Source organism: Paraburkholderia sp. BL6669N2 (assembly GCF_003387275.1).
In the GTDB taxonomy this organism is placed as follows: domain Bacteria; phylum Pseudomonadota; class Gammaproteobacteria; order Burkholderiales; family Burkholderiaceae; genus Paraburkholderia.
In genome coordinates this window covers 3,935,343-3,956,482 of record NZ_QUNA01000002.1, presented here as the reverse complement: position 1 = coordinate 3,956,482, position 21,140 = coordinate 3,935,343, and the positions used below count along the sequence as shown (strand labels likewise).

The window sequence follows — 21,140 nt, the reverse complement described above, 5'->3', positions numbered from 1 at the left end:
ACTGCCCGAACGTGTCATTTTGACGCGAAGCGGGCAACGCGGCAGATGGGACAATCTGTCGGTACCCCACCACTGGCTGCAGAACATGCTCACTCCTATCGCTGTTACGCACTTCGCCGGCACTGCCGAACCCGCAGCCTCCGCCGCAAGTTCGTTGCCGGTGCGCGGCAGCCGTCGCGCGGCGCCGTCAAGGGCAAGCGCGCGTTCCGCCGCTCGCTGTTCGAGTTGCGCCATGCGGCAGCTCTGCATGCCCCAAGGTTTGTCGCCCGACGAACTGATGAAACTCGAAACGCTCATCTGTTCCGCGCGCTCCGTTCAGCGCGGCGAAGCGCTGTATCGCAGCGGCGACCGCTTCGACAATATCTACGCCGTGCGCTCCGGTTCGATGAAAACCGTCATGGCGCACCGCGACGGCCGCGAACAGGTCACCGGTTTGCGGCTCGCGGGCGAAGCGCTCGGCCTCGACGGTATCAGCGACGACGTGCACGCCTGCAGCGCGCTCGCCCTCGAAGACAGCACGGTCTGCATCGTCCCGTACACCGCGCTCAAGTCGCTGTGCCGCGAAATCAGTTCGATGCAGGAACGCATGCACAAGCTGCTGGGCGAGCAGATCGTCCGCGAAGCCGCGCAGATGATGGTGCTCGGCTCGCTCTCGGCGGACGAACGGGTCGCGGCATTCCTGCTCGACGTCTCCGAACGGAACGCGCGGCGAGGCTATTCGTCGGCGGAATTCAATCTGCGCATGACACGCGAGGACATGGGCAGCTACCTCGGCATGACGCTCGAAACCGTGAGCCGCACCCTGTCAAGATTTCAAAAGCGCGGCCTGATCGACACACAGGGCAAGCACATCCGGATCGTCGATCTGGACGGTTTGCAGCAAGTCTAGGCTTGCGGCGGGAGACGGCCCGCGCCGCCGCCGTCCCTCGCGCACTCATTTTTCACGCGCTTTCGTCTTGGCATGGCTCCTGCGAGCGGGTACAGTCTTTAGTCCGTCCCCCGCAAGGAGACCCGGCGAATGAATCGCGACCCCGCCCCGCATCACCCGCTCGTGCAGCGGCTGATCGAAGCGCGTCAAGTGACTGACGCACTGTTTTCCATCGTGAAACCTGAGTTTCTGTATGAACGGCCGATCCGCGAGCGTCACCGGATCGTGTTTTACATCGGCCATCTGGAAGCTTTCGATCGTAATCTGTTCGATCAGCGCCTGTGCGATCTGCCGGCGTTCGATCCGCATCTCGACCAGCTTTTTGCCTTCGGCATCGATCCCGTCGACGGCGGTTTTCCGACCGATCAACCGAGTGACTGGCCGTCGCTCGACGTCGTTCGCGGCTACGGCTCGCGTGCGCGCGAACAGATCGACCGTGAGCTCGACGCGCTAACACACGCCGCGCAACTCGACCGCAACGGTGCCCAAGCCGACGCCTCGGAGCAATTGTTGAACGTGGCGATCGAGCATCGGTTGATGCATGCTGAAACGCTGGCGTACATGCTCCATCAGTTACCGCTTGCGCAGAAGGTCACGGAATTGCGCGAGCCTGTCGTGACGCGTGGGGAACCACGGGACGCATTGTCGTCGATGGTCAGCATACCGGCCGGCACAACTGTACTCGGCATGCCACGCGACGGCGGACGCTTCGGATGGGACAACGAGTTCGGCGAAATGCAGGTCGAGGTGCCCGCCTTTGAAATCGACCGCCATATGGTTACGAACGGCGCATTCCGCGAGTTCATCGAGGCAGGCGGCTATCGCGAACCAAAGTGGTGGTCGGAGATGGATTGGGCGTGGAAAGAAGCCGAGCGCATCGAGCATCCCGCGTGCTGGTCTCGGCACGATGCAGACGGTGAGGCTAGCGGTTGGACATTTCGCACCATGTTCGACGAGGTGCCGCTGCCGCTCGACTGGCCCGCGTATGTAAGCCACGCCGAAGCCAGTGCGTACGCACGCTGGGCAGGCAAAGCATTGCCAACCGAGGCGCAATGGCAACGTGCGGCACAGGGCGCGCCGCACGCCGCGTCGGGAAATTTCGATTTTCGCAGCTGGGATCCGCGACCGGTAGACGAGTATCCGGACAACGTCAGCGCGTTCGGCGTGGAAGGACAATTCGGCAACGGCTGGGAGTGGACCTCGACGGTGTTCGATGCCTTGCCTGGCTTCGAAGCTTTTCCGTTTTATCTGGGCTATTCGGCCAACTTTTTCGACGGCCAGCACTATGTGATCAAAGGCGGTTCGGCACGCACCGCGCAGTGCATGCTACGGCCGGCTTTTCGGAATTGGTTCCAGCCGCATTATCAGTTTGTGTATGCGGGATTTCGGTGTGTGAGGTGATGACGAATGAAGCGATAGCTGACGCATAGAATCGGCTATTGCTTTATTCCTGGAAAAGTCATCTATCGCTTGACCGTTGATGTGAAACTCAAGAACTTCAAGCGGGAGATTTTTCCTTTACCCACAGGAAGAGCCGCTCTTCTCGGCTCCGTCTCTGAATCATGATCCGGCTGTACGCGAACACGTTATGCCGGCTAACGCGAGCCCGTCGCGTTCAAATTGCGCCTTGAGCTCACGCAGTCTGCGCCCAATTCTGAGCAGCCTTCCCCATCTGCGCCGCCGAACCATAAAAAGATGTCGCTCGCGCAGCCCCGATGCCATGTCCGGAAACAACTGGCTCAATCTCCTCTCGTGCACGCGCAGCCTCCCGGCAAAAATCGAGAATGTTATGTCCGGCGTGTCGGCAAGTATCACAGGCAGCAGTTTCTCGAGTTCAGCCGCGCTCTTCGTGGCTCGTCGATAGCAGGTGAGGTGCGCAACGTGCCGGCGCAGCCATCAACTTCGTGCTACGGTCACAAACTTTCCCGCCGCACGATTTTGGTCGGGTTAGTGACTGCAATCGGTCCGTCGCTTGCCGGTCAACGCTGGATGTGCGCACAAGAACTACTGTTCGGCGGGATCCGCAATTTGCGCTTCGGCGCATCGCGCTTAACGCAGTACATCGACCACCTGCGCGACAGCTTTCGCTCCTTTTAGCTTAGCTAAACATACAGCCGCACGCGGCAGCGCGGCGGCGATCTTCTGCTCATTTGCTGACCGGCCTTCGCGAGTTGAAACTACGCGTTCAACATAGATGTCCCAAACAAGCGTTCGATACGCATAGACATTTATTGACGAGGGCAATTCCGTGCTTCAGCCCAGCCGATCGCCGCGCGAATTAACACTGCCGCCCCGCGGGGGCGCGTCTAACGCCGTGGCTGCGCGGGTTAATCCCGCCGCCTAGCAACGTTCGCCCCAGCGTACCTTCGTAGTTCCTCGCATCAACCTTCGCGAAACAGAAAGCTATATGCGTTCAACGCCGGCACGCCGCCAAGGTGCGCATACAGCACTTTCGAGCCTTCAGGGAACTCACCACGTCTCACTTTATCGATCATGCCGTGCATGGACTTGCCTTCGTAGACGGGGTCGGTCAACACACCTTCCAGCTTTGCGCACAGGCGGATAGCCTCAAGGGTGCCTTCGTTAGGCAAGCCGTATTCGGGACCGCCATACCTTTCGTCTAGCACGATATCGTTCGACGTAATGTCACGTCCCAGTTCTACTTGTTCGGCCGTGTGCCGCGCGATCCGGTGAATCTGCTCACGGGTTTTTTCAGGCTTCGCCGATGCATCTATACCAATCACGCGATCCGCGCGTCCGTCCGCCGCAAAACCCACGACCATGCCGGCCTGCGTGCTGCCCGTGACCGAACAGACCACTACGTAGTCGAACTTGAAACCAAGCTCCGCCTCCTGCTGGCGCACTTCTTCCGCAAACCCCACGAAGCCCAGGCCACCTAGCGGATGGTCGGAACAACCTGCCGGAATCGCGTAAGGCTTGCCGCCGGCCTGGCGCACGCTTTCCAGCGCGTCTTCCCAGCTCTTGCGGAAGCCGATGTCGAAACCATCCGCAACCAGGCGTACATCGGCGCCCATGATGCGCGACATCTGGATATTGCCAACGCGGTCATACACGGCGTCCGAGTAGTTCACCCAGTTCTCCTGCACCAGCACGCACTTCATGCCCAAGTGAGCGGCAACGGCTGCGACCTGACGCGTCTGGTTCGACTGAATCCCGCCGATAGAAACCAGCGTGTCGCAGCCTTGTGCGATCGCTTCCGGAATCAGGTATTCGAGCTTGCGCGTTTTATTACCCCCGAATGCGAGGCCGCTGTTGCAGTCTTCGCGCTTGGCATAGAGCTCGACCTTGCCGCCAAGATGTTCTGACAGCCGTGCGAGCGGCTGGATCGGCGTCGGCCCGAATGTGAGCGCGTGGCGAGGAAATTTCCTTAGGTTCATGTATCGCTCCGGTGATCAACCAAGTCGTCGCATAGCTTGCGTCGATGAGAAGTATGGTAAAAAACTTTGCCGGAATTTGGGTTGCGAATATATTGTTGTTTGCTTAATTCTCACCAAATGAATGTCTAGCTAACGTAATTACTGTGTGGAGAAATAGCTATGAACGCAACAAAAGTTCGTACTGACGCGCGTGTGAGCGATCATCCGGGCGTTGAATTGGACCGCGTCGACCGCGCAATCCTCAAGCTGCTTCAGCGCGACGCATCCGTTTCAAATGTTGCGCTTGCGGCCAAGGTGAACCTGAGCGCGCCAGCGTGCTTACGCCGCGTGGAACGGCTTAAACAAGCAGGTCTGATTCGGGGAATCGTGGCGTTGCTGGAGCCAAAGAAGCTTAACGCAGGCATGATGATCATCATCGGCGTAGTGCTGGATCGCTCCACGCCTGAGTCCTTCGCCGCATTCGAAAAAGCCGCGCAGAAGGTTTCGGGATGCATGGAGTGTCACATTGTGACGGGTGAGTTCGATTGCTTCATGCTGGTACGCACGCGCGACAGCGAGAGCTTTAACCGCCTGCACGCCGAACAGTTGTTGTACTTGCCCGGTGTCCGGCAGGTCAGGACCTTCATGGTCTTGAAGGAAATCCTATCGACAACCAGTTTCCCCATCTAGCGTACAGCAAACGTTCATCGTGTATCGGAAGCGGTCAACACCGCGCCGGATCGCGATGCTGCGGACCAAGCTCGATGGGCGGCCCTCAAAGCATCCATTACCAAAAATTCGGGCTACTCACGGCAGCTGCCCTATAGGTTATCCCTACCTCCATGTCACGCATGTTATCGAATGAGCACTTCAGCGTTCGACGTTTGCAGCCGTATACCTTAAGGAACGAACAGCGGCAGTCGGCATTTTCGGCGGCTATCTGACTATTTAGTTACTGAGCAAACTGATTATGCCAACATTTATTTCCAATTTGCCCATCGCCAGGCGACTGGGCGCGGGCTTTGTTCTGGTGTTGATCATGTCGATGATCAGCATTGTCATAGGGCTTGCGCGCCTGTCGTCCGTGGCGCGAGCAACCCGCGATCTAGTTGCCAATCCAATACGGACCGAACGGCTTGTCAACGACTGGTCGCGCAATATCAATACCGCCGTCACCCGCACCACCGCGATTGCCAAGAGCACCGACCCTGGCCTTGCCAGTTACTTCGTGGAAGAAGCAAAGGCTTCGTCCAAGGTTTCAGGCGCGTTGCAAAATTCGATAGAAGTCTTGATGACCTCTGAAGAGGAAAAGACATTGTTTGCCGCGATTGGTGAACAACGTAAAATTTTTCTCGCCACGCGCGACCAGATCTATGCGCTGAAAAAGGCAGGCAAAGCCGAGGAGGCGAACCAATTGCTGGAGCAACAGTTTATTCCGGCCGCCAGGCTCTTTGTGGCGAAGGTCGACGCGTTAGTGAAGCAGCAGCGCGATGAAATTGACAGGGTGGCCACGCGGATCCAGGCCAACTACGAATTCAGCCGCACGCTGATGATCGCTCTTGGAGTGGTTAGCCTGCTGCTGAGCATGGTTTGTGCGTGGCTGATCTCCGGCAGTATCACCAGGCCACTGGTAAGAGCCACCGGGGTGGCCCGCCAGGTCGCCGAAGGCGATTTGACCGCCCGTATCGATAATAGCGGTGCCGACGAAGTCGGTCAGTTGCTCAACAGCCTCAGAGACATGCAAACCAGCCTCGTGCGAGTTGTCTCCAACGTCCGTTCCGGCTCAGAAACCGTGGCCACCGCCAGTGCCGAAATTGCCCAGGGCAACGACGATCTCAGCGCCCGCACTGAAAGCCAGGCCAGCGCCCTGGAAGAAACCGCCGCCGCCATGGAGCAGCTCAGTTCCACCGTGCGCCAAAACGCTGACAATGCCCGCCAGGCAAACCAGTTGGCCATGAACACATCTGAAGTCGCTATTCAGTGCGGCCAAGTCGTCAATCAGGTCGTCGATACCATGAAAGGTATCAACGACAGTTCCAGCAAAATCTCCGACATCATTGGCGTCATCGACGGCATCGCCTTTCAGACCAACATCCTCGCTTTGAACGCTGCGGTGGAATCCGCCCGTGCCGGTGAACAGGGCCGCGGCTTCGCGGTAGTGGCCAATGAAGTACGCAGTCTGGCCGCGCGTTCGGCCGACGCGGCCAAGGAAATCAAAAAGCTCATCAGCGCAAGCGTGGAGCGCGTAGCCCAAGGCTCGGCCCAGGTCGAACAAGCCGGTCTCACCATGACTGAAGTCGTCCGCTCCATTCGCCGCGTCACCGCCACCATGGGTGAAATAGATGCCGCGAGCAACGAACAATCCCTGGGCGTGGCGCAGATCGGCGAAGCGGTCACCCAGATGGACGAGGCCACTCAGCAAAACGCGGCTCTCGTAGAAGAAATGGCCGCCGCGGCCAATAGCCTGCGCAACCAGGCACACGAACTCGTTCAGGTCGTCTCGATCTTCAAGCTCAGCAGCGCAGATGTTGCCACGTCGCTGGGTTGAGCGGAATGCGACGACCGTTTCGAGTGCACTGTGATTTCGCCTGAACGGCGAGCGATACATTCGGGATCGCCCCCTTCTTCCGGAACTGGCGGAGAGTCTCTCGATCGACACCGTTGGTCAGGTACACGAGCGGCGTCGGTTCAGCCGAGTTGTGCATCTTTTTATTGTGCGGATATTCACTTACACAAAATTTTCGTACATTGCCGACTTGGCGATATGTCATAAAGTTAATTTTTAGTATTTTCTTCGCAATGAGATTTCTCGAAAAGTTCTTTACACTTTGGTTCAGAGATGCCGCGTACAGCAACTATCTTCCCTTTTAAGCTGCCGAGCAAAAGTCATCGACATGTCGAGAATTCGAACCATGAGTCTTAGATGCTTCCCTCGCTACCTACTTGCTTTCGGCCCTGCATCAATTCATCCCTAATGCGGCTGAATGCGTACCTTGCGGGCGAAGTCCAGTGTTCGCAAAGCGTGGGGAGCGCTACGCGGCGATGAACGCAAGTCTACTGATCGGCCCATTGTTAATCGCCTCTAGCTTGCCAGGCGTTTTAAAACTAGCTTAGCCTTTCCGGAGGGTGCAATGGGTAGCCTCAATTCGCATGATATGTCGAGCGTGAATTGGGATTGGATACTACGGGCATCGGAATTTACGCAACTGTGCATCGTCGTTGACCAGAGCATTCCGACTCCGGCTGCTCAGGCGCTGGCGAAGCGTTTCTCCGCAGTGCCTCAAGTCTCGCTGCTGCGAATTCCCGAGCCTGCACATCTGCATCGAGAATGGAGTAAATACAGCGAGCACCAGACATCCGCCGTGGCCACGGTGACAGGAGACGCCGCCAAATCGATGCGGCCGTTATCACGAGCAGTAAAACTGTTGCTATGGTCCAGTGCGCCGGAAGAGCTGGATTGGCTCGGCGGTATTTATGGGCAGCCTGTCTTGCACACGCGTTATCGAATAGATACGGACGAGGCGTCGGCTATTCGGTTCGGGATCGAACGAGTCTTTGCTGTTCTCCGCGAAGTCGTAAAGTGCAATGTGGCAACCGGTTATTGACCACATTAGACGTATTAACAGCAAGTTCGTTGCTAAGCCCCGACTGTTCCGCCCGAAGCGTTTTCAAGCTCCTCGACGAGCATCGTACTGAACGTTTCGAGCGCGCCCGACAGGAATCTTCCGCGTAGAGATTGCAACTGGACACTGCGCAGTTGCATGGCCGGATGATCGACTGGAATCGCGATCAGTCCGTCCATTTCAAGGCGAGCTTTAACGGTCAGGAGGCTCGTTAGCGAAACGGCGCCGGCCAGTTGGGTAAATACGTACAGCATGCCGGTATTGTTGCAGGTCAATATCGGATCGAATCTCAACCCTTCCAGAATCGATGTCATTTCGAAAATCTGCCGGATCGTGGTGTCCTGGTCCGGCAATGCAATCGGAAATGAATGAAGGTCGACAAGGGAAACCCGCGCCATGTCAGCGAGGGCATGAGAGCGCGGCATGAGCGCGTAGATAGGCGCCTGTCTGGAATGCAGGACGACGATATCCTCGTCCCTGCTAACGCTGAAAGTGAGGCCGAGGTCCACTTTCCCACTGCCGACAAGTACGGTCACTTCTTTCGGTGCGACCACCGAGACCTCGAAACGCGTTCCGGGAGACTGCTCGGAAAATGACGCGATAGTCCGTGGCACCACGTCGCGCGCGAATGCTTCCGACACGGCGATCTTGATTACGCTTCGATCGAACGTATAAAGCGCATGGATTTCGTCCAGCACCTGCTTCTCTTCCAGCAAAGTTCGGCGCACGTAGTTCGCAAGCAACCGCCCCGCCGGATTAAGCACCATTCCGCGCGGCTGCCTGTCGAACAGCTTGCTCCCGACCTCCTCCTCGAGCCTTGCGATCTGACGGCTGAGAGCGGAAATGGTGACATGCATCTGCTCGGATGCTTCCGCAAGCGAACGCGTGTTGGCGACGGATAGAAAGTAGCGCATCGGTGTACTGAGCATGATGGTGGTGGCGCATTTGAAAATTAAGAAACGGGACCCTGCAAATAAGTCAATTGCGATGCAAGTTTTGTCTTCGTACGCTGCTCTCGTCAATCGGAAGTCTAGAGTCGAGAAACGGAGGTCCATCATGACACGCAGTAAATGCATCGGCAACGCCGCCTCCTGCTTCGATTCCGGAAGATTTCTCGCAGATCTGGATCGCCGGGTTCGCATGCGCACCGAAAGTCAATGCGCCTCGGGAATGCCTGTTCTCCATGAATATTTGCGCGCTGAGATACTGCCGCGTATCGAACCGCTCGGATTCAGCGGCGTGGTGCTCGCCAATCCCGTCGAAGGCGGCGGTCCGATGTTACTTGGCAGCCGTATCGAGGATCCGTCGCTGCCTACAGTCTTGCTCTACGGACACGCGGACGTAGTCAGAGGCCAGGATGATCAATGGGAGCCAGGACTTTCGCCGTGGCGCGTGACGGTGAAAGGCGATCGTTGGTACGGCCGCGGCACTGCGGACAACAAAGGACAGCATTCGATCAACCTGGCCGCGCTTGAGACGGTTTTGCAGGCACGCGGCGAGAAACTCGGCTTCAACGTCAAGCTGCTGATGGAGACCGGTGAGGAAACCGGCTCGCCGGGACTGGACCAGTTTTGCGAGCGCTACCGTGACGCGCTCGCGTCTGATCTACTCATCGCGTCGGATGGCCCCAGGGCCCAGGCGGACCGGCCGTGCATTTTTCTGGGCTCGCGCGGCCTTGTTAACTTCACGCTCTCGCTGCAACTGCGCGAGGGTGCGCATCACTCAGGCAACTGGGGTGGTTTGCTGCGCAATCCGGGAACCGTGCTCGCTAACGCGCTGTCCGCGTTGGTGGATGCACGCGGCAGGATACTGGTCGATGCGTTGCGTCCGCAGTGTATACCGGAGGCGGTGCGCACTTCGTTGCGCGACATTGCCGTGGGCGGCGGCCCGGGTGATCCCGTCGTCGATACGGACTGGGGAGAAATCACACTGAGCCCGTCCGAACGAGTTTATGGTTGGAATACGCTTGAAGTGCTGGCTTTCACGACTGGCAATCCAACCAATCCCGTGGGAGCCATCCCGCCCACCGCACGCGCCCATTGCCAGCTTCGATATGTGGTCGGCACGCAGTGCGACGATTTCGAGGCCATCTTACGTCGCCACCTGGACGAACACGGCTTCAACTGCGTGTCCGTCGAAGTCGGCGATCGCATGGCCGCCACGCGTCTATCTCCGGATGACGCGTGGGTCGACTGGGCGCTCGAGTCGATTCAAGCAACGACCGGCAAGAAGGTGGACCTGCTACCTAACCTCGGCGGCTCAATACCCAACAGCGCGTTTGCCGATGTTCTCGGCTTACCAACGCTCTGGATTCCCCATTCGTATGGCGCTTGCTGCCAGCACGCCCCCAATGAACACTTGCTCGGCAGCGTCGCCCGAGAAGCACTGCAAATGATGGCTGGTTTGTTTTGGGACCTCGGCGAAGACGGTGCCGACATTCTTGCCCGGAGGTCATGACAGTAAACGATCGATGGACTGGTCTGAGCTCGCGCCGTCGAACGGGCAAATCGATTTCTCTATATGGAGCATGTCATGGATACACCCGCAAGCGTGAGCACTAGCTTTCTTTCTCAGCCGACGAAAACCAGGTTTTACCTAACCATATTCGCTGCAACTATCGGAAACGCTTTGGAATGGTTTGATATCCTGATTTATGGATTCTTTGCGACTACAATTGCGAAGACGTTTTTTCCGGCATCCAGTTCGTCACTATCGCTGCTCGTTACGCTTGGTACTTTCGGCATTTCTTATCTTGTTCGACCCATTGGCGCGCTGGCACTTGGCTCCTACGCCGACCGGCACGGCCGAAAAGCGTCGATGCTGGTATCGATCACGATGATGATGGTCGGCACACTGACCATCGCCGTCATGCCAGGATACGCAGCAATTGGCGTGGCCGCACCTATCGCTGTGCTTGCTGCCCGTCTGCTGCAGGGCTTTTCCGCGGGAGGCGAGTTTGGAAGTACAACCGCGTTTCTGGTCGAGCAGGCGCCGCACCGAAGCGGCTTTATGGCGAGCTTCCAGTTCGCGAGTCAAGGGCTAAGCTATCTACTGGCTGCGGGGTTCGGCGCGGTGCTGACCAGCACCCTGGACACGGCCTCCATGGAATCATGGGGCTGGCGTGTTCCGTTTTTCTTTGGAATTCTGATCGGTCCAGTCGGACTATACCTTCGCAGGCAGTTGAAGGACGAGCATAGCCTGGACAAATCGCCTGTCTCCCATACGCCTGTCAGGACCGTTCTAGCGCATCAGAAGCTGCGTATGCTGCTCTCGATCGGCGTGTTGGCCGCCTCGACCGGCACGAGCTACGTAATTCTTTATATCCCGACCTATGCGGTCAAGCAACTCCACATGCCATCGTCGTTCGGATTTACAGCGACTGTCTTGACAGGTGCAATTCTGATGCTCGTACCGCCATTTGTTGGCGTTCTCTCCGATCGGGTGGGCCGAATCCGCTTGATGGCGGCCTCTGGCGTAATCTTCACGCTGTCAATTTACCCGGTGTTTGACGCATTGATCCGTCATCCGACCTTGGGCGCGTTAATGGCAATGATGGCGTGGGTCGGTTTGCTGAAAGGCGTATATTTTGGTGCTCTGCCCGCGTTGATGTCAGACGCCTTTCCTAAAGAAACACGCGCGACCGGTATGGCAGTCAGCTACAACATCGGCGTAACGGTCTTCGGCGGGTTCGCGCCATTAATCGTTGATTCTCTAATTCAACTCACCGGCAACAAGCTTTCACCTGCCTTTTACCTGGCATTTCTCGGCGTAGTGAGTCTAGCGGCATTGTGGAAATGCAAAACCGTTTTGCGGTTGCGCTAAATCCGGCATCCTGCGAATTGAGTTGCATCCTCATAGGCTTCGACGGGGCGATGCACCCGCCTTTTAAGCATGATTCGACTCGACGACGACCGCCCGCTTCTCGCTGACCTCGGAAATTGGGTTGCCGGCAATGAAACGATGCACGTGATTCGCGCATCGGCTCAGTACACGCCGGCGAAAGTGCGCGCATTCATCGACTGGATGGCGGAGGTATTTGCGGATCCACCGTGGATTGGCGGTGGGCGTAAGCGACGCTGACGCGATTGACGTAGTCGCCGCGGGCAGCGCCAGGTTCGTCGAGGGTTTGCGGTGCAGGCAGATCAATCCATTGCGGCGCGAGACTATTCATTCGTTTTGCGCGGCTTTGATGAAGCCACGTCGTGCGCGATCTCGGAAAGTCGCCGTCTGCCACGCGATTCAAGCAACAAGGTTTCTGCTGAACCCGACGTCTCGCCGATGTGGCGATTTACGGCCGCCTCCACCGGGTAAGAGCGATTGTCGTTGGCTAGGTACGTTTGGCTCGGGGAACGCCGGACCTGCTCGCCTAAAAAAGATCCTCATGCCGGCAATTGACGAGGATTTCCGCGACGCTCGCCGAGTTCGGCAGTTCAATCGTGTTGGCGACAATGCGCGCCAAATCTTCCGGTTGTGTCATGGCTTCGGGCGCCAGGTCGGCGATCCCCGCCGCCATGTCCGTGTTCACGAAACCCGGGCAGATCGCGGTCGCACGAATGCCGTCGTCCCAGCCCGCGCGCCTGACCGCGTGATTGAGCGCGATCACCGCATGCTTCGACATCTGATAACCGGCATTGAGGTTCTTCACACGCTTGCCCGACAACGACGCGATCTGCACCACGCGAGCCGCGCCGGCGCGGCGTAAATGCGGCAACGCCGCCTGAATCAGACGGAACGGCGCCTTTACGTTGATGTCCAGCGTTTCTTCAAGCATCTCGTCGGTGCCGTCTTCGAGACCGATGGGTTTGCAAATGCCCGCATTGCTGACCAGCACGTCGATGCGGCCGAACGCTTCGACCGTCGCCGCCACCCAGCGGCGCCCCGCCTGCGGATCATGCGCTTCGTAAGCGCAGACGAACGCGTCGAAACGGTTCGCGAACGAGGCCGGATCGCGTACGCCCAACGACAAACGATAGCCGCGCCGCGCCAGTTCTTTTGCAATCTCGAGGCCGATGCCGCGGCTCGCGCCGGAAATCATCGCCACCTTTTGCACAGTTTGCATGGCTGCTCCCTAGAAGCCCGCGTCGATCACGATTTTCGTGCCGTCGCTGAAGCGGTTCAGACGAAACGCGTGAGGATTCACGAGCGGCGTGTCGTTGGTGACGAGGTCCGCCATCAGTTGGCCCGCCGCCGGGCCGATGCCGAAACCGTGGCCCGAAAAGCCAGTGCCGATAAAGAGCCCCGGCACGGCGTCCACGCCGGAGATCACGGGAATGGCATCCGGTGTGACATCCATATAGCCGGCCCAACGCTGCGCAATACGCGCGCCGGCGAGGTGCGGAAACACCTTGACGAACTCATGCAGGCCGCCGTCCACATAAGCGGCGATCGGCTCGGGATCGAGTGTGCGTGTCTGTTCGAAAACAGTGGTCCGATCGAGCGCCCAATGACGCGGACGACGCAATTCGTCAAAAAAGCGCGCGCCGATGCCGATCCGCAGCGAACCCAACTGGCTCTTCAACGCCTCGATGTATTGGAAAAACAGGCGGAAACTGTCGGGCGTCAGATCGCTATGGGTGCGAAACCCGTATGCCACGGTATAGCCGCCGTCCGCGCGCTTGCGAAACGCGAAATGCTTGTTGCTGGCGCTGCACGTGGGGCCGCCCGCAATCGGTTCCGTACGCAGCACCGACGCGCGCACGAGCAGTTGCGGCAGATCCACGTCGAGATTGCCGCAGAACAGCCGCGACCACGCGCCGCCTGCCACCACCACGCTCTGACAACGAATCGTGCCGTGCTCGGTGACGACCGCGCTGACCCGTCCGCCGCTGGTTTCGATGCCGCACGCGGCACAGGGCGTGAGAATCCTGACGCCGCGTTTGCGCAACGCATTGGCGATGGCAGGCGCGGCCTTTTGCGGCTCGGCGCGACCGTCGCCGGGCGTATATAAACCGCCCTTGAATGCTCTTGCCGCGCCCGGCAACAACGCGGCAACCTCTTTCGAGTCCACCAGCCGCGTATCGAACGCGTTGCCCGCTACGCCCCGCGCGTTGTCCAGCCACGTACGATGACCTTCCATGACCTTGTCGTCCTCGGTCATATAAAGGATACCGCACTGGTTGAAGCCGGTTTCGATGCCGAGCGTTTCGTCGATCTTGCGCCACAGTTTCAGGCTTTCAATGCTCAGTTCGAACTCGCGCATGTCGCGGTGCGTCACGCGCACCCATCCCCAGTTGCGGCTGGACTGTTCGCCCGCGATATGGCCTTTCTCGCAGAGCGCCACGCGCAAGCCCTTATTGCTGAGAGACAGCGCGGTGCTCACGCCGATAATCCCGCCGCCGATCACGACGACATCCACTTCCGCGGGTACGTTCGTGTCGTCGGCGACGACGTCGACTTGTGGTCCCATATTATTTTGCTGCCCTGCCGATAGCGGTTATTGAGGTTGTTTGGCGATGCTGGCGTTAGGTGTTTCGGCTTCGGCGGCCTGCGCCTTTCGCTGTTTGCGGCGCGTGCTGCCTTGACGGGGATTCGCGAAGCGATTGGTCCAGCGGTCGATGTGATTGATCGCGTGCGTCAACGGCACGGTAATCAACAGATAGACCGCGCCGGCGGCCACTAGCGGCGACAGATTGGCGACATTCACCGACGTGTTCTGCCCGATGGTGAACAGATCGCGCTGCGACGTCAGCAAACCGAGAAAGTAGACGAGACTCGAATCCTTCACGATCGAAATGAACTGGTTGGCGAGCGCCGGCAGAACGCGCCGGATGCCCTGCGGCACGATCACGTGACGCATGCCGCTCCAGTACGTCATGCCCAACGCCTGACAGGCGGAGAGCTGGCCGCGCCCGACGCTTTGAATGCCCGAACGGAAAATCTCCGCGATATAGGCCGACGAAATCAGGCCCAGTGCGACGATGGCGAGCGGATAAGGATTGGGCCCGAAAATCGACAGGCCCACCGGCGCCAGACCCTGGCCCACCAGCAGAATGACCAATGCCGCGGGCAGACCGCGGAACACGTCGATGAACACCTGCGCGGGCAGCATCAGCCAACGCGTGTGCGATACCGCCATCAACGCGAGCACCATGCCGGCGACAATGCCGAGCAACGTCGAAAACACCGACAGCACCAGCGTATTGACGAGACCAGTACACAGTAGCGACGGCAGCGAGCCGATCAGCAAGGGCCAGTCGAGAAAGTTCTGCAGGAATGCATTCATGACGCGCTCCAGTCTGTGCGTCGGCGGCAAGCGCGTTGCCGCCTCGTCCACTCAACGTCCGGTTGAATCGTCAGCTCAAGTTAACTGCCGCTTTTCATCGCATACGGCGGCAGACTTGTCGGCTTCGGATAGCCCGGGTGGAATTGCTGGTAGAGCTTGAGCCACGTGCCGTCCGCGACCAGTTCGTTGAGCGTCTTGTTCAACGCGGCTTCGAGCTTCGCGTTGCCTTTGCGGACCGGAAAACCGGCCGGCAGATTCACAGCGGAAATATCCAGCTTGTCGGCGATGTTCACTTGTGGGTACTTGCTCTGCAGCCCCGCCACCAGCGTCTTGTCGACGAAGTAGCCGTCGATGTACTTCGAGCGTAGCGACAGGAACCCGGCGTTCAGATTAGGAAAGCGCACGATCTGCGCGCCGGGCAGGTAGCTGTCCGAGTACGTGTCTTCGATGGTGCCCTGTATGACGCCGATCCGCTTGCCCTTCACCGACGCCAGATCGCTCGAAATCGGGCTGTCGGGCAACGTCGCGACGCTGAGCAGTCCGGTCAGGTAGCCCTCGGAGAAATCGACCATCTTCAGGCGATCCTTGGTGATCGAGATCGACCCGGCGGCCAGATCGATCTGCTGATTCACCACGCTCGGCAGCAGGCCGCTAAAGTCTTGCGCGCGGAAGTCGGCGCTCAGGCCAAGTTTGCCGGCAATCGCGCGCAGCAGTTCGACGTCGAAACCGGTCATCGTGCCGTTGTCGACGTAAGAATACGGCTTGTTGTTGGCATCCACGCCGGCAACCAGTTTGCCGGGAGTCAAGGTGCCGACGTCGTCGGCAAACGCGGGAACAGCGGCTGCGAGCGATAGCGGAACGACTATCGCAACGAGGCTTAGGAATTGGCGAAATCGCATGATGTTTGCTCCGACGAAGAGACCACAGGTGAAAAGAATGACGGCGAAATCAGTGCAAGATTCTCGAGAGAAAATCGCGTGCGCGCGCCGAGCGCGGACGGTCGAAAAATGCGTCCTTCGTGCCGTCCTCGACGATGGCGCCTTGATCCATGAACACCACGCGATCGGCCACGCGCCTCGCAAAACCCATTTCGTGCGTGACGCAAAGCATCGTCATGCCCTCCTGCGCCAGTTCGGTCATGACGTCGAGCACTTCGTTCACCATTTCCGGATCGAGCGCGGAAGTGGGCTCGTCGAACAGCATCGCGACCGGGTCCATCGAAAGCGCTCGCGCAATGGCGACGCGTTGTTGCTGGCCGCCCGAAAGTTGCGACGGAAACTTGTCCTCGTGAGCGCGCATGCCCACGCGTTGCAATAGCACGCGTGCCTTGTCGGTGGCTTCATCACGGCTTCTCCTCAACACGCGGGTTTGCGCGAGCATCAAGTTCTCACGGACGGTGAGATGCGGGAACAGCTCGAACTGCTGGAACACCATGCCAACGCGCGTGCGCAGTTCGGCGAGCGCGGATTTTTTCAGCGCCGACGGTCGACCGGCCACCGCGATGCCCGCCGCCACGATCGCGCCTTGCTGAACCGGTTCGAGTCCATTGACGGTTTTGATCAGCGTCGATTTGCCGGAGCCGGACGGTCCGCAGATCACGACGACTTCGCCCGCCTGAATGTGCGCCGAACAATCGCTCAGCACTCGATGTTCGCCATACCATTTCGACACGTTCTGCAGCGAAATCATCAGCAGCTCCTGGTTGACAGTGACGTGCTTCATGACAGCGCGGCACGTGCGCGGCCGTCCCACAGGTCGTCGAGTTGATAAAGCGCGGTGCCGACCGGCACGGCCCAACGGCTCGCGATGCCCGCGGCGCTCACCGGGAATGCGCCTTCACCGAATGCGCCCGGCTCGGCGTCGACGCCGAGCAGGTGCCGCGCGACGCGCTGCCCGAGATAGCTCATCAGCGCGACGCCATTGCCGTTGCACCCCAGCGCATGGTAGATGCCGTCGTGCACGCCGATATGCGCGAGCCGGTCGCCGGTCATCGCCACATAGCCCTTCCATGCGTGCGTGATGCGCACGTCGCGCAGCGCCGGCCAAAGCTCGATCATCTTCGCGTACAGAATTCGCGCGGCTTCGCGTTCGCTCACTTCGCGAATCGCCGGCCGCGAGCCGAAGATCATGCGGGTGCCGTCTGGCGAAGGCCGCGTGTAAAACAGATTGCGTTTCGAGTCGCTGATCATTCTGCGCCCGGGGTTGAGCGCGGCCATCAGTCCGGCGGGCAGCGGCTCGGTCGCGATCTGGTAACTCGCCACCGGCAGCACACGACGCGACAGGAACGGCAGCAGCGGACCGGTGTAGCCGTTGGTCGCGATCAGCACCTGCTTCGCGTCGATGCGGCCGCGGGCGGTATGCACGAGAAAGCCCGCGCGGTGCCGCTCGATTCGCTGCACCGCGGCGTGCGAATGCAGACTCGCGCCACGGCGTCGCGCCAGTTGCCGCAGCGCGCGATGATATTTGGCCGTATGCAGCCCGCCGTATTCGTCGACCAGAATGCCGCCGTAGTAATAATCGGAGCCGATCAGCGCACGCTGGTCCGCGCGAGGAATCACGTGCACCGTGACGCCGGTTTTTTCGTGCAGCAGTTCACCCTGTTTGCGCAGATGCTCGAAATGCCCTTGCGTGAACGCGCCGAAGAAACGGCCGGTGATCTGCAGATCGGCGTCGAGCGCTTCGTCGGCGATGATGTCTTGCAGGTACTCGACACTCGCCATCGATTCGTGCATGAGACGGGTCAGCCGCTCAGGAGAGACGCCTCGAATCGCGTTGGTCAGTGCGAGCTTTTGCCCGCTCGACACCATTCCGCCGCTGCGCGTGCTGCCGCCCGCGCCGATTTCCGCGGCGTCGAGCACAGCTGCGCTCGCGCCCTGGCGGGCAGCCTCCGCGGCTGCCGAGAGCCCGCAGTAACCGCCACCGACGATCGCCAGATCGACACGCTCGGGCAACGGCTCGCGCGCCGTTTCGGGCGGCGCCGCATCCCACCAGTAGGGGGCGAGCTTGAAATCGTCGTGAAAAAGCAGCGCGTCGGGTCGCATGGAATCTCGCGGTTGACTGTTGCGACCCAGTGTAGGTTTGCGTTGTTTATCCGGTCAAATACGGCCAAAAACGTCTGCCATTCATTTTTGATATGGCATGCTGAACGGCATGTTGTCGTAACCGGCAGGGTGAACAGCATGAATCAGCGGCAAATCGAGGCATTCAGGCTGGTGATGCTGCGCGGGTCGATGACGGCCGCGGCCGAGGAACTCGGCACGTCGCAGCCGAGCATCAGCCGCCTGATTGCCGAGCTGGAGGAATCGACCGGCCTCGCGTTGTTCACCCGTAACGGCGGCCGGATACAAGCCACGGATTCCGGCAGCGCGTTCTATCGCGAGGTGGATCGGAGCTTCGTCGGGCTGGAGAAACTTGCGCATTCGGCCCGAGAGATTCGCCAGTTGGGCACGGGACGTTTGCGGCTCGTGGCTGCGCCGGTGCTCGCGTTGTCGTTCGTGCCGGCCGTGCTCGAGCGCTTTCTCGCGGCGTATCCGCGCATTGCGGTGTCGTTGGAAATGCGCAGCGAAGGAACGATCCAGCGCTGGGCGTCGGCGGCGTATTGCGATATCGGTTTCGCCACCACCACGCCGGATGCGTTCGGCGTCACCAGCGCCGAACTCTATCGGTTGCCGGGCGTGTGCGCGCTGCCCGCCGCGCATCCGCTTGCCGCGCGCAAGCAGATTCGCGCGCACGATTTGCGCGGTCAGAGTTTGATCCTGCCGTCGTATGCCGACGACACGCGCTCGTCGCTCGACCGCGTGCTTCGGCAAGCGGAAACGAACCAGGTGCCGACTATCGAAACGCCTTATGGCGCGACGATTTGCGCGATGGTGTCGCGCGGGCTGGGGGTGGGCATTGTGAATCCGCTTGTCACGCTGGACGCGAACCCAGAGCACATCGTGTTCCGCCCGTTTTCACCCGATGTGATGTTCCGTGGGTTTACCGTTTGCCCGCAACTGCAGCACACCAATCCGGTTATCGAGGCTTTTCTGGCATTGACTGCCGAAACGATGCGCGAAATGGCCGAGCGGTTTGCACAGTAGTGCAGGGTCATCGATCTCCGAATCGTCAATGTCTTCACAGTAGCCAACGCTAACTCTGTCCGACCAAAAAATTCTCAAGAGACGCCAACACCTCATCCGGCGCATCCTCGGGCAGCAGGTGGCCGCCGGGCAATCCCTTGCCCGTCACGTTCGCTGCCCATCGGGACCACGCGTCGAGGGGCAGGATGCTTCTCGCCTTCTGTTCGCTCTCGCTCCACAGTACCAGGACCGGACAGGCAAGCCTTCGGCCTGCAGCCAAATCGCTCGCATCGTGCTCCAGGTCCTCGGAAGCCGCGGCGCGATAGTCTTCGCACATGGCGTGGCGCACGTGCGGATTTCTGAAGGCCGTTCGATAGACGTCGAGGACCAGGGGATCGATTCGCTCAAGACCGCCCGCCATCTTCGCCAGTGCAGTGTCGAGATAAGCGTCCGGATCAGCCGCAAGCATCCGCTCCGGGAGATCGCCCGGCTGTGCCAGGAAGAACCAGTGCCAGGCGTTGAACGCGAACGTCTTGTCGATAGATGCAAATGCATCGAGCGTCGGTATCACGGTCAGCGAGGCATACGCGGCGACGCGTCGAGGATGGTCGAGCGCAAGCCGGTATCCTGCCCGAGCGCCCCGATCGTGCCCGACCACTGCGAAGCGCTCGTGCCCGAGCCGGCCCATCAGCGCGACCAGCGCGCTGGCTACGCGACGTTTGGTCCATCGCGGCTGATCGCTGCGGGTGCGGCTGTCGCCGTACCCCGGCAAATCCGGCACGATGACGGTGTGCAACTTCGCGAGGGTCGGCGCAATCAACCGCCACGCGACGTGAGTTTGCGGGTACCCGTGCAAAAGCAAAACCGGCGGTCCGCTCCCGCCGATCCTGCCGCGAAACGAGACATCGTCTGCTTCGACGTCAAGCCTCGCGAAGCCCGGAAAGAAGTCCTTCGCGACTTCATGCTCCATGGTTATCTCCCCGTCAAACGTGACTTCATTGCTGCGACGCCGACCTGACGAACTCGGCCAGATCGCGATTGAAACGCTCGGCTTCCTCGATGAACGGCGCGTGCCCCGAGTCCGCGTAGACCTTGCTGACGATGTGCGGATTCAGCGCGGTCGCGCGCGCCAGCGTCGCGTGGGTGTCGACCAGCGCGTCATGACCGCCGTAAATAAAAAGCAGCGGCACGCGAGCCTTGCCGAGCCCCTCCGCGGCAAAGACCGTCATCGTTGGCACTTCCTTTTGCATGTCCCATGATGCCATGGCGGCGTTCGCGAGCAGCCGGTCGAACGTGTCGGCGTCAGGCCGATGGTTGAAACAAAGGCCGACGAAGGTGCGCTCACCGTCGAGATGCGTCTGCAGATCGGGAGAATTCATGTCCCGATAGACGTCGGGGTGATCGACGATCTGACCGGGAGCGAGTTCGACCACGCCATCGACATACACGGCGCCCGCGATTGCGCGATCGCCATACCTGGCGAGGTAGTTTGATATCACCACGCCACCGAGCGACCATCCGACTACGACAGGCTTGAGCGCGTGTGAACCCCGGATCACCGCTGCGAGGTCGTCCCCCCAGCGGGTTCCGTCGTGATATGCCTGCGGGCCGGATGGCTTGTCCGACAGACCGTGGCCGCGCAGATCATACGTAATGATCCGGTATTGGCGCAATTCGGGGCTCCGCACCTGCGCGTCCCAGTTCAGGCGGCTGCCAAGCAGCCCATGCACCAGAATAATGGGCGGCCCGTTCGGGTTACCGCTTTCCTGAACCGCCAGCTTTACACCATCCGTCGATGCGACGGTATAACTGGTCGGTGCTGCCATGGCGTCGGCTGCGGACGCGAACAACGTCGCCGCCGAAAGCGCGGAAATCAGAAAGTGAGGGAACGTTCGAAAGCTCATTGCCTTTCCGTGGAGAGTGTCAGTG

The 21,140-nt window shown here is 59.8% G+C and carries 19 protein-coding genes; 9 read left to right on the top strand and 10 right to left on the bottom strand.

The window, feature by feature from the left end; all coding sequences use genetic code 11:
• Positions 1-85: 85 nt before the first annotated feature.
• The 3 genes from B0G80_RS40365 to B0G80_RS46265 all read left to right on the top strand — a co-directional run bounded on the left by B0G80_RS40365 (position 86) and on the right by B0G80_RS46265 (position 3,025).
• The gene (locus B0G80_RS40365; protein WP_408969185.1) at positions 86-889 is read left to right on the top strand and encodes a helix-turn-helix domain-containing protein; all 804 of its coding nucleotides are present in this window, start codon (positions 86-88) and stop codon (positions 887-889) included.
• Positions 890-1,018: 129 nt separating this feature from the next.
• Positions 1,019-2,329, top strand: a complete 1,311-nt coding sequence (locus tag B0G80_RS40360) for an SUMF1/EgtB/PvdO family nonheme iron enzyme (protein WP_116123141.1) — start codon at positions 1,019-1,021, stop codon at positions 2,327-2,329.
• A 294-nt stretch (positions 2,330-2,623) separates the two neighbouring features.
• Positions 2,624-3,025: a hypothetical protein gene (locus tag B0G80_RS46265; RefSeq protein WP_181920167.1), complete on the top strand. Its 402-nt coding sequence runs from the start codon at positions 2,624-2,626 to the stop codon at positions 3,023-3,025.
• 284 nt (positions 3,026-3,309) lie between these two features.
• Here the strand turns inward: B0G80_RS46265 and B0G80_RS40350 are convergent, their stop codons facing one another.
• Positions 3,310-4,326 carry a 1-aminocyclopropane-1-carboxylate deaminase gene (locus B0G80_RS40350; protein WP_116123140.1) on the bottom strand — a complete coding sequence of 339 codons (1,017 nt, stop codon included), beginning with the start codon at positions 4,324-4,326 and terminating at the stop codon, positions 3,310-3,312.
• Between the two features lie 159 nt (positions 4,327-4,485).
• Here B0G80_RS40350 and B0G80_RS40345 point away from each other — a divergent pair, with 159 nt between their 5' ends.
• The 3 genes from B0G80_RS40345 to B0G80_RS40335 all read left to right on the top strand — a co-directional run bounded on the left by B0G80_RS40345 (position 4,486) and on the right by B0G80_RS40335 (position 7,910).
• Positions 4,486-4,995 (top strand): Lrp/AsnC family transcriptional regulator, encoded by a 510-nt coding sequence (locus B0G80_RS40345; protein WP_116123139.1) that lies wholly within the window; start codon positions 4,486-4,488, stop codon positions 4,993-4,995.
• Positions 4,996-5,275: 280 nt separating this feature from the next.
• Positions 5,276-6,853, top strand: a complete 1,578-nt coding sequence (locus B0G80_RS40340) for a methyl-accepting chemotaxis protein (protein ID WP_116123138.1) — start codon at positions 5,276-5,278, stop codon at positions 6,851-6,853.
• A gap of 583 nt (positions 6,854-7,436) precedes the next feature.
• Entirely contained in the window at positions 7,437-7,910 is a 474-nt protein-coding gene (locus tag B0G80_RS40335; protein WP_116123137.1) for a hypothetical protein, read from the top strand.
• A 32-nt stretch (positions 7,911-7,942) separates the two neighbouring features.
• Here B0G80_RS40335 and B0G80_RS40330 read toward each other — a convergent pair whose 3' ends face one another.
• On the bottom strand, positions 7,943-9,004 hold the full coding sequence (locus B0G80_RS40330) for a LysR family transcriptional regulator (protein WP_258879181.1): 1,062 nt from the start codon (positions 9,002-9,004) through the stop codon (positions 7,943-7,945).
• Between B0G80_RS40330 and B0G80_RS40325 the strand changes: the two genes are divergently transcribed.
• The gene (locus B0G80_RS40325; protein WP_116123136.1) at positions 8,985-10,385 is read left to right on the top strand and encodes a M20 family metallopeptidase; all 1,401 of its coding nucleotides are present in this window, start codon (positions 8,985-8,987) and stop codon (positions 10,383-10,385) included. The genes B0G80_RS40330 and B0G80_RS40325 overlap by 20 nt on opposite strands.
• Before the next feature lie 75 nt (positions 10,386-10,460).
• Positions 10,461-11,750: an MFS transporter gene (locus B0G80_RS40320; protein ID WP_116123135.1), complete on the top strand. Its 1,290-nt coding sequence runs from the start codon at positions 10,461-10,463 to the stop codon at positions 11,748-11,750.
• Between the two features lie 544 nt (positions 11,751-12,294).
• On the opposite strand, the gene B0G80_RS40310 is transcribed toward B0G80_RS40320, so the two are convergent.
• From B0G80_RS40310 to B0G80_RS40285, 6 genes are all read right to left on the bottom strand, one after another.
• The gene (locus B0G80_RS40310) at positions 12,295-12,987 is read right to left on the bottom strand and encodes an SDR family NAD(P)-dependent oxidoreductase (protein ID WP_258879180.1); all 693 of its coding nucleotides are present in this window, start codon (positions 12,985-12,987) and stop codon (positions 12,295-12,297) included.
• Between the two features lie 9 nt (positions 12,988-12,996).
• Positions 12,997-14,334, bottom strand: coding sequence for an FAD-binding oxidoreductase (locus B0G80_RS40305; RefSeq protein ID WP_116123133.1), 1,338 nt, complete (start codon positions 14,332-14,334; stop codon positions 12,997-12,999).
• Positions 14,335-14,361: 27 nt separating this feature from the next.
• Positions 14,362-15,150 (bottom strand): amino acid ABC transporter permease, encoded by a 789-nt coding sequence (locus B0G80_RS40300; RefSeq protein ID WP_116123132.1) that lies wholly within the window; start codon positions 15,148-15,150, stop codon positions 14,362-14,364.
• 80 nt (positions 15,151-15,230) lie between these two features.
• Positions 15,231-16,049, bottom strand: coding sequence for an ABC transporter substrate-binding protein (locus tag B0G80_RS40295; protein ID WP_116123131.1), 819 nt, complete (start codon positions 16,047-16,049; stop codon positions 15,231-15,233).
• Between the two features lie 49 nt (positions 16,050-16,098).
• Positions 16,099-16,839, bottom strand: a complete 741-nt coding sequence (locus tag B0G80_RS40290; protein WP_116123925.1) for an amino acid ABC transporter ATP-binding protein — start codon at positions 16,837-16,839, stop codon at positions 16,099-16,101.
• Positions 16,840-16,868: 29 nt separating this feature from the next.
• Positions 16,869-18,191, bottom strand: coding sequence for an FAD-binding oxidoreductase (locus B0G80_RS40285; RefSeq protein WP_116123130.1), 1,323 nt, complete (start codon positions 18,189-18,191; stop codon positions 16,869-16,871).
• A gap of 138 nt (positions 18,192-18,329) precedes the next feature.
• Between B0G80_RS40285 and B0G80_RS40280 the strand changes: the two genes are divergently transcribed.
• Positions 18,330-19,232 (top strand): LysR substrate-binding domain-containing protein, encoded by a 903-nt coding sequence (locus tag B0G80_RS40280; RefSeq protein WP_116123129.1) that lies wholly within the window; start codon positions 18,330-18,332, stop codon positions 19,230-19,232.
• Positions 19,233-19,281: 49 nt separating this feature from the next.
• On the opposite strand, the gene B0G80_RS40275 is transcribed toward B0G80_RS40280, so the two are convergent.
• Positions 19,282-20,181, bottom strand: coding sequence for an alpha/beta fold hydrolase (locus B0G80_RS40275; RefSeq protein WP_116123128.1), 900 nt, complete (start codon positions 20,179-20,181; stop codon positions 19,282-19,284).
• Between the two features lie 25 nt (positions 20,182-20,206).
• The gene (locus tag B0G80_RS40270; RefSeq protein WP_116123127.1) at positions 20,207-21,115 is read right to left on the bottom strand and encodes an alpha/beta fold hydrolase; all 909 of its coding nucleotides are present in this window, start codon (positions 21,113-21,115) and stop codon (positions 20,207-20,209) included.
• Positions 21,116-21,140 lie beyond the last annotated feature (25 nt).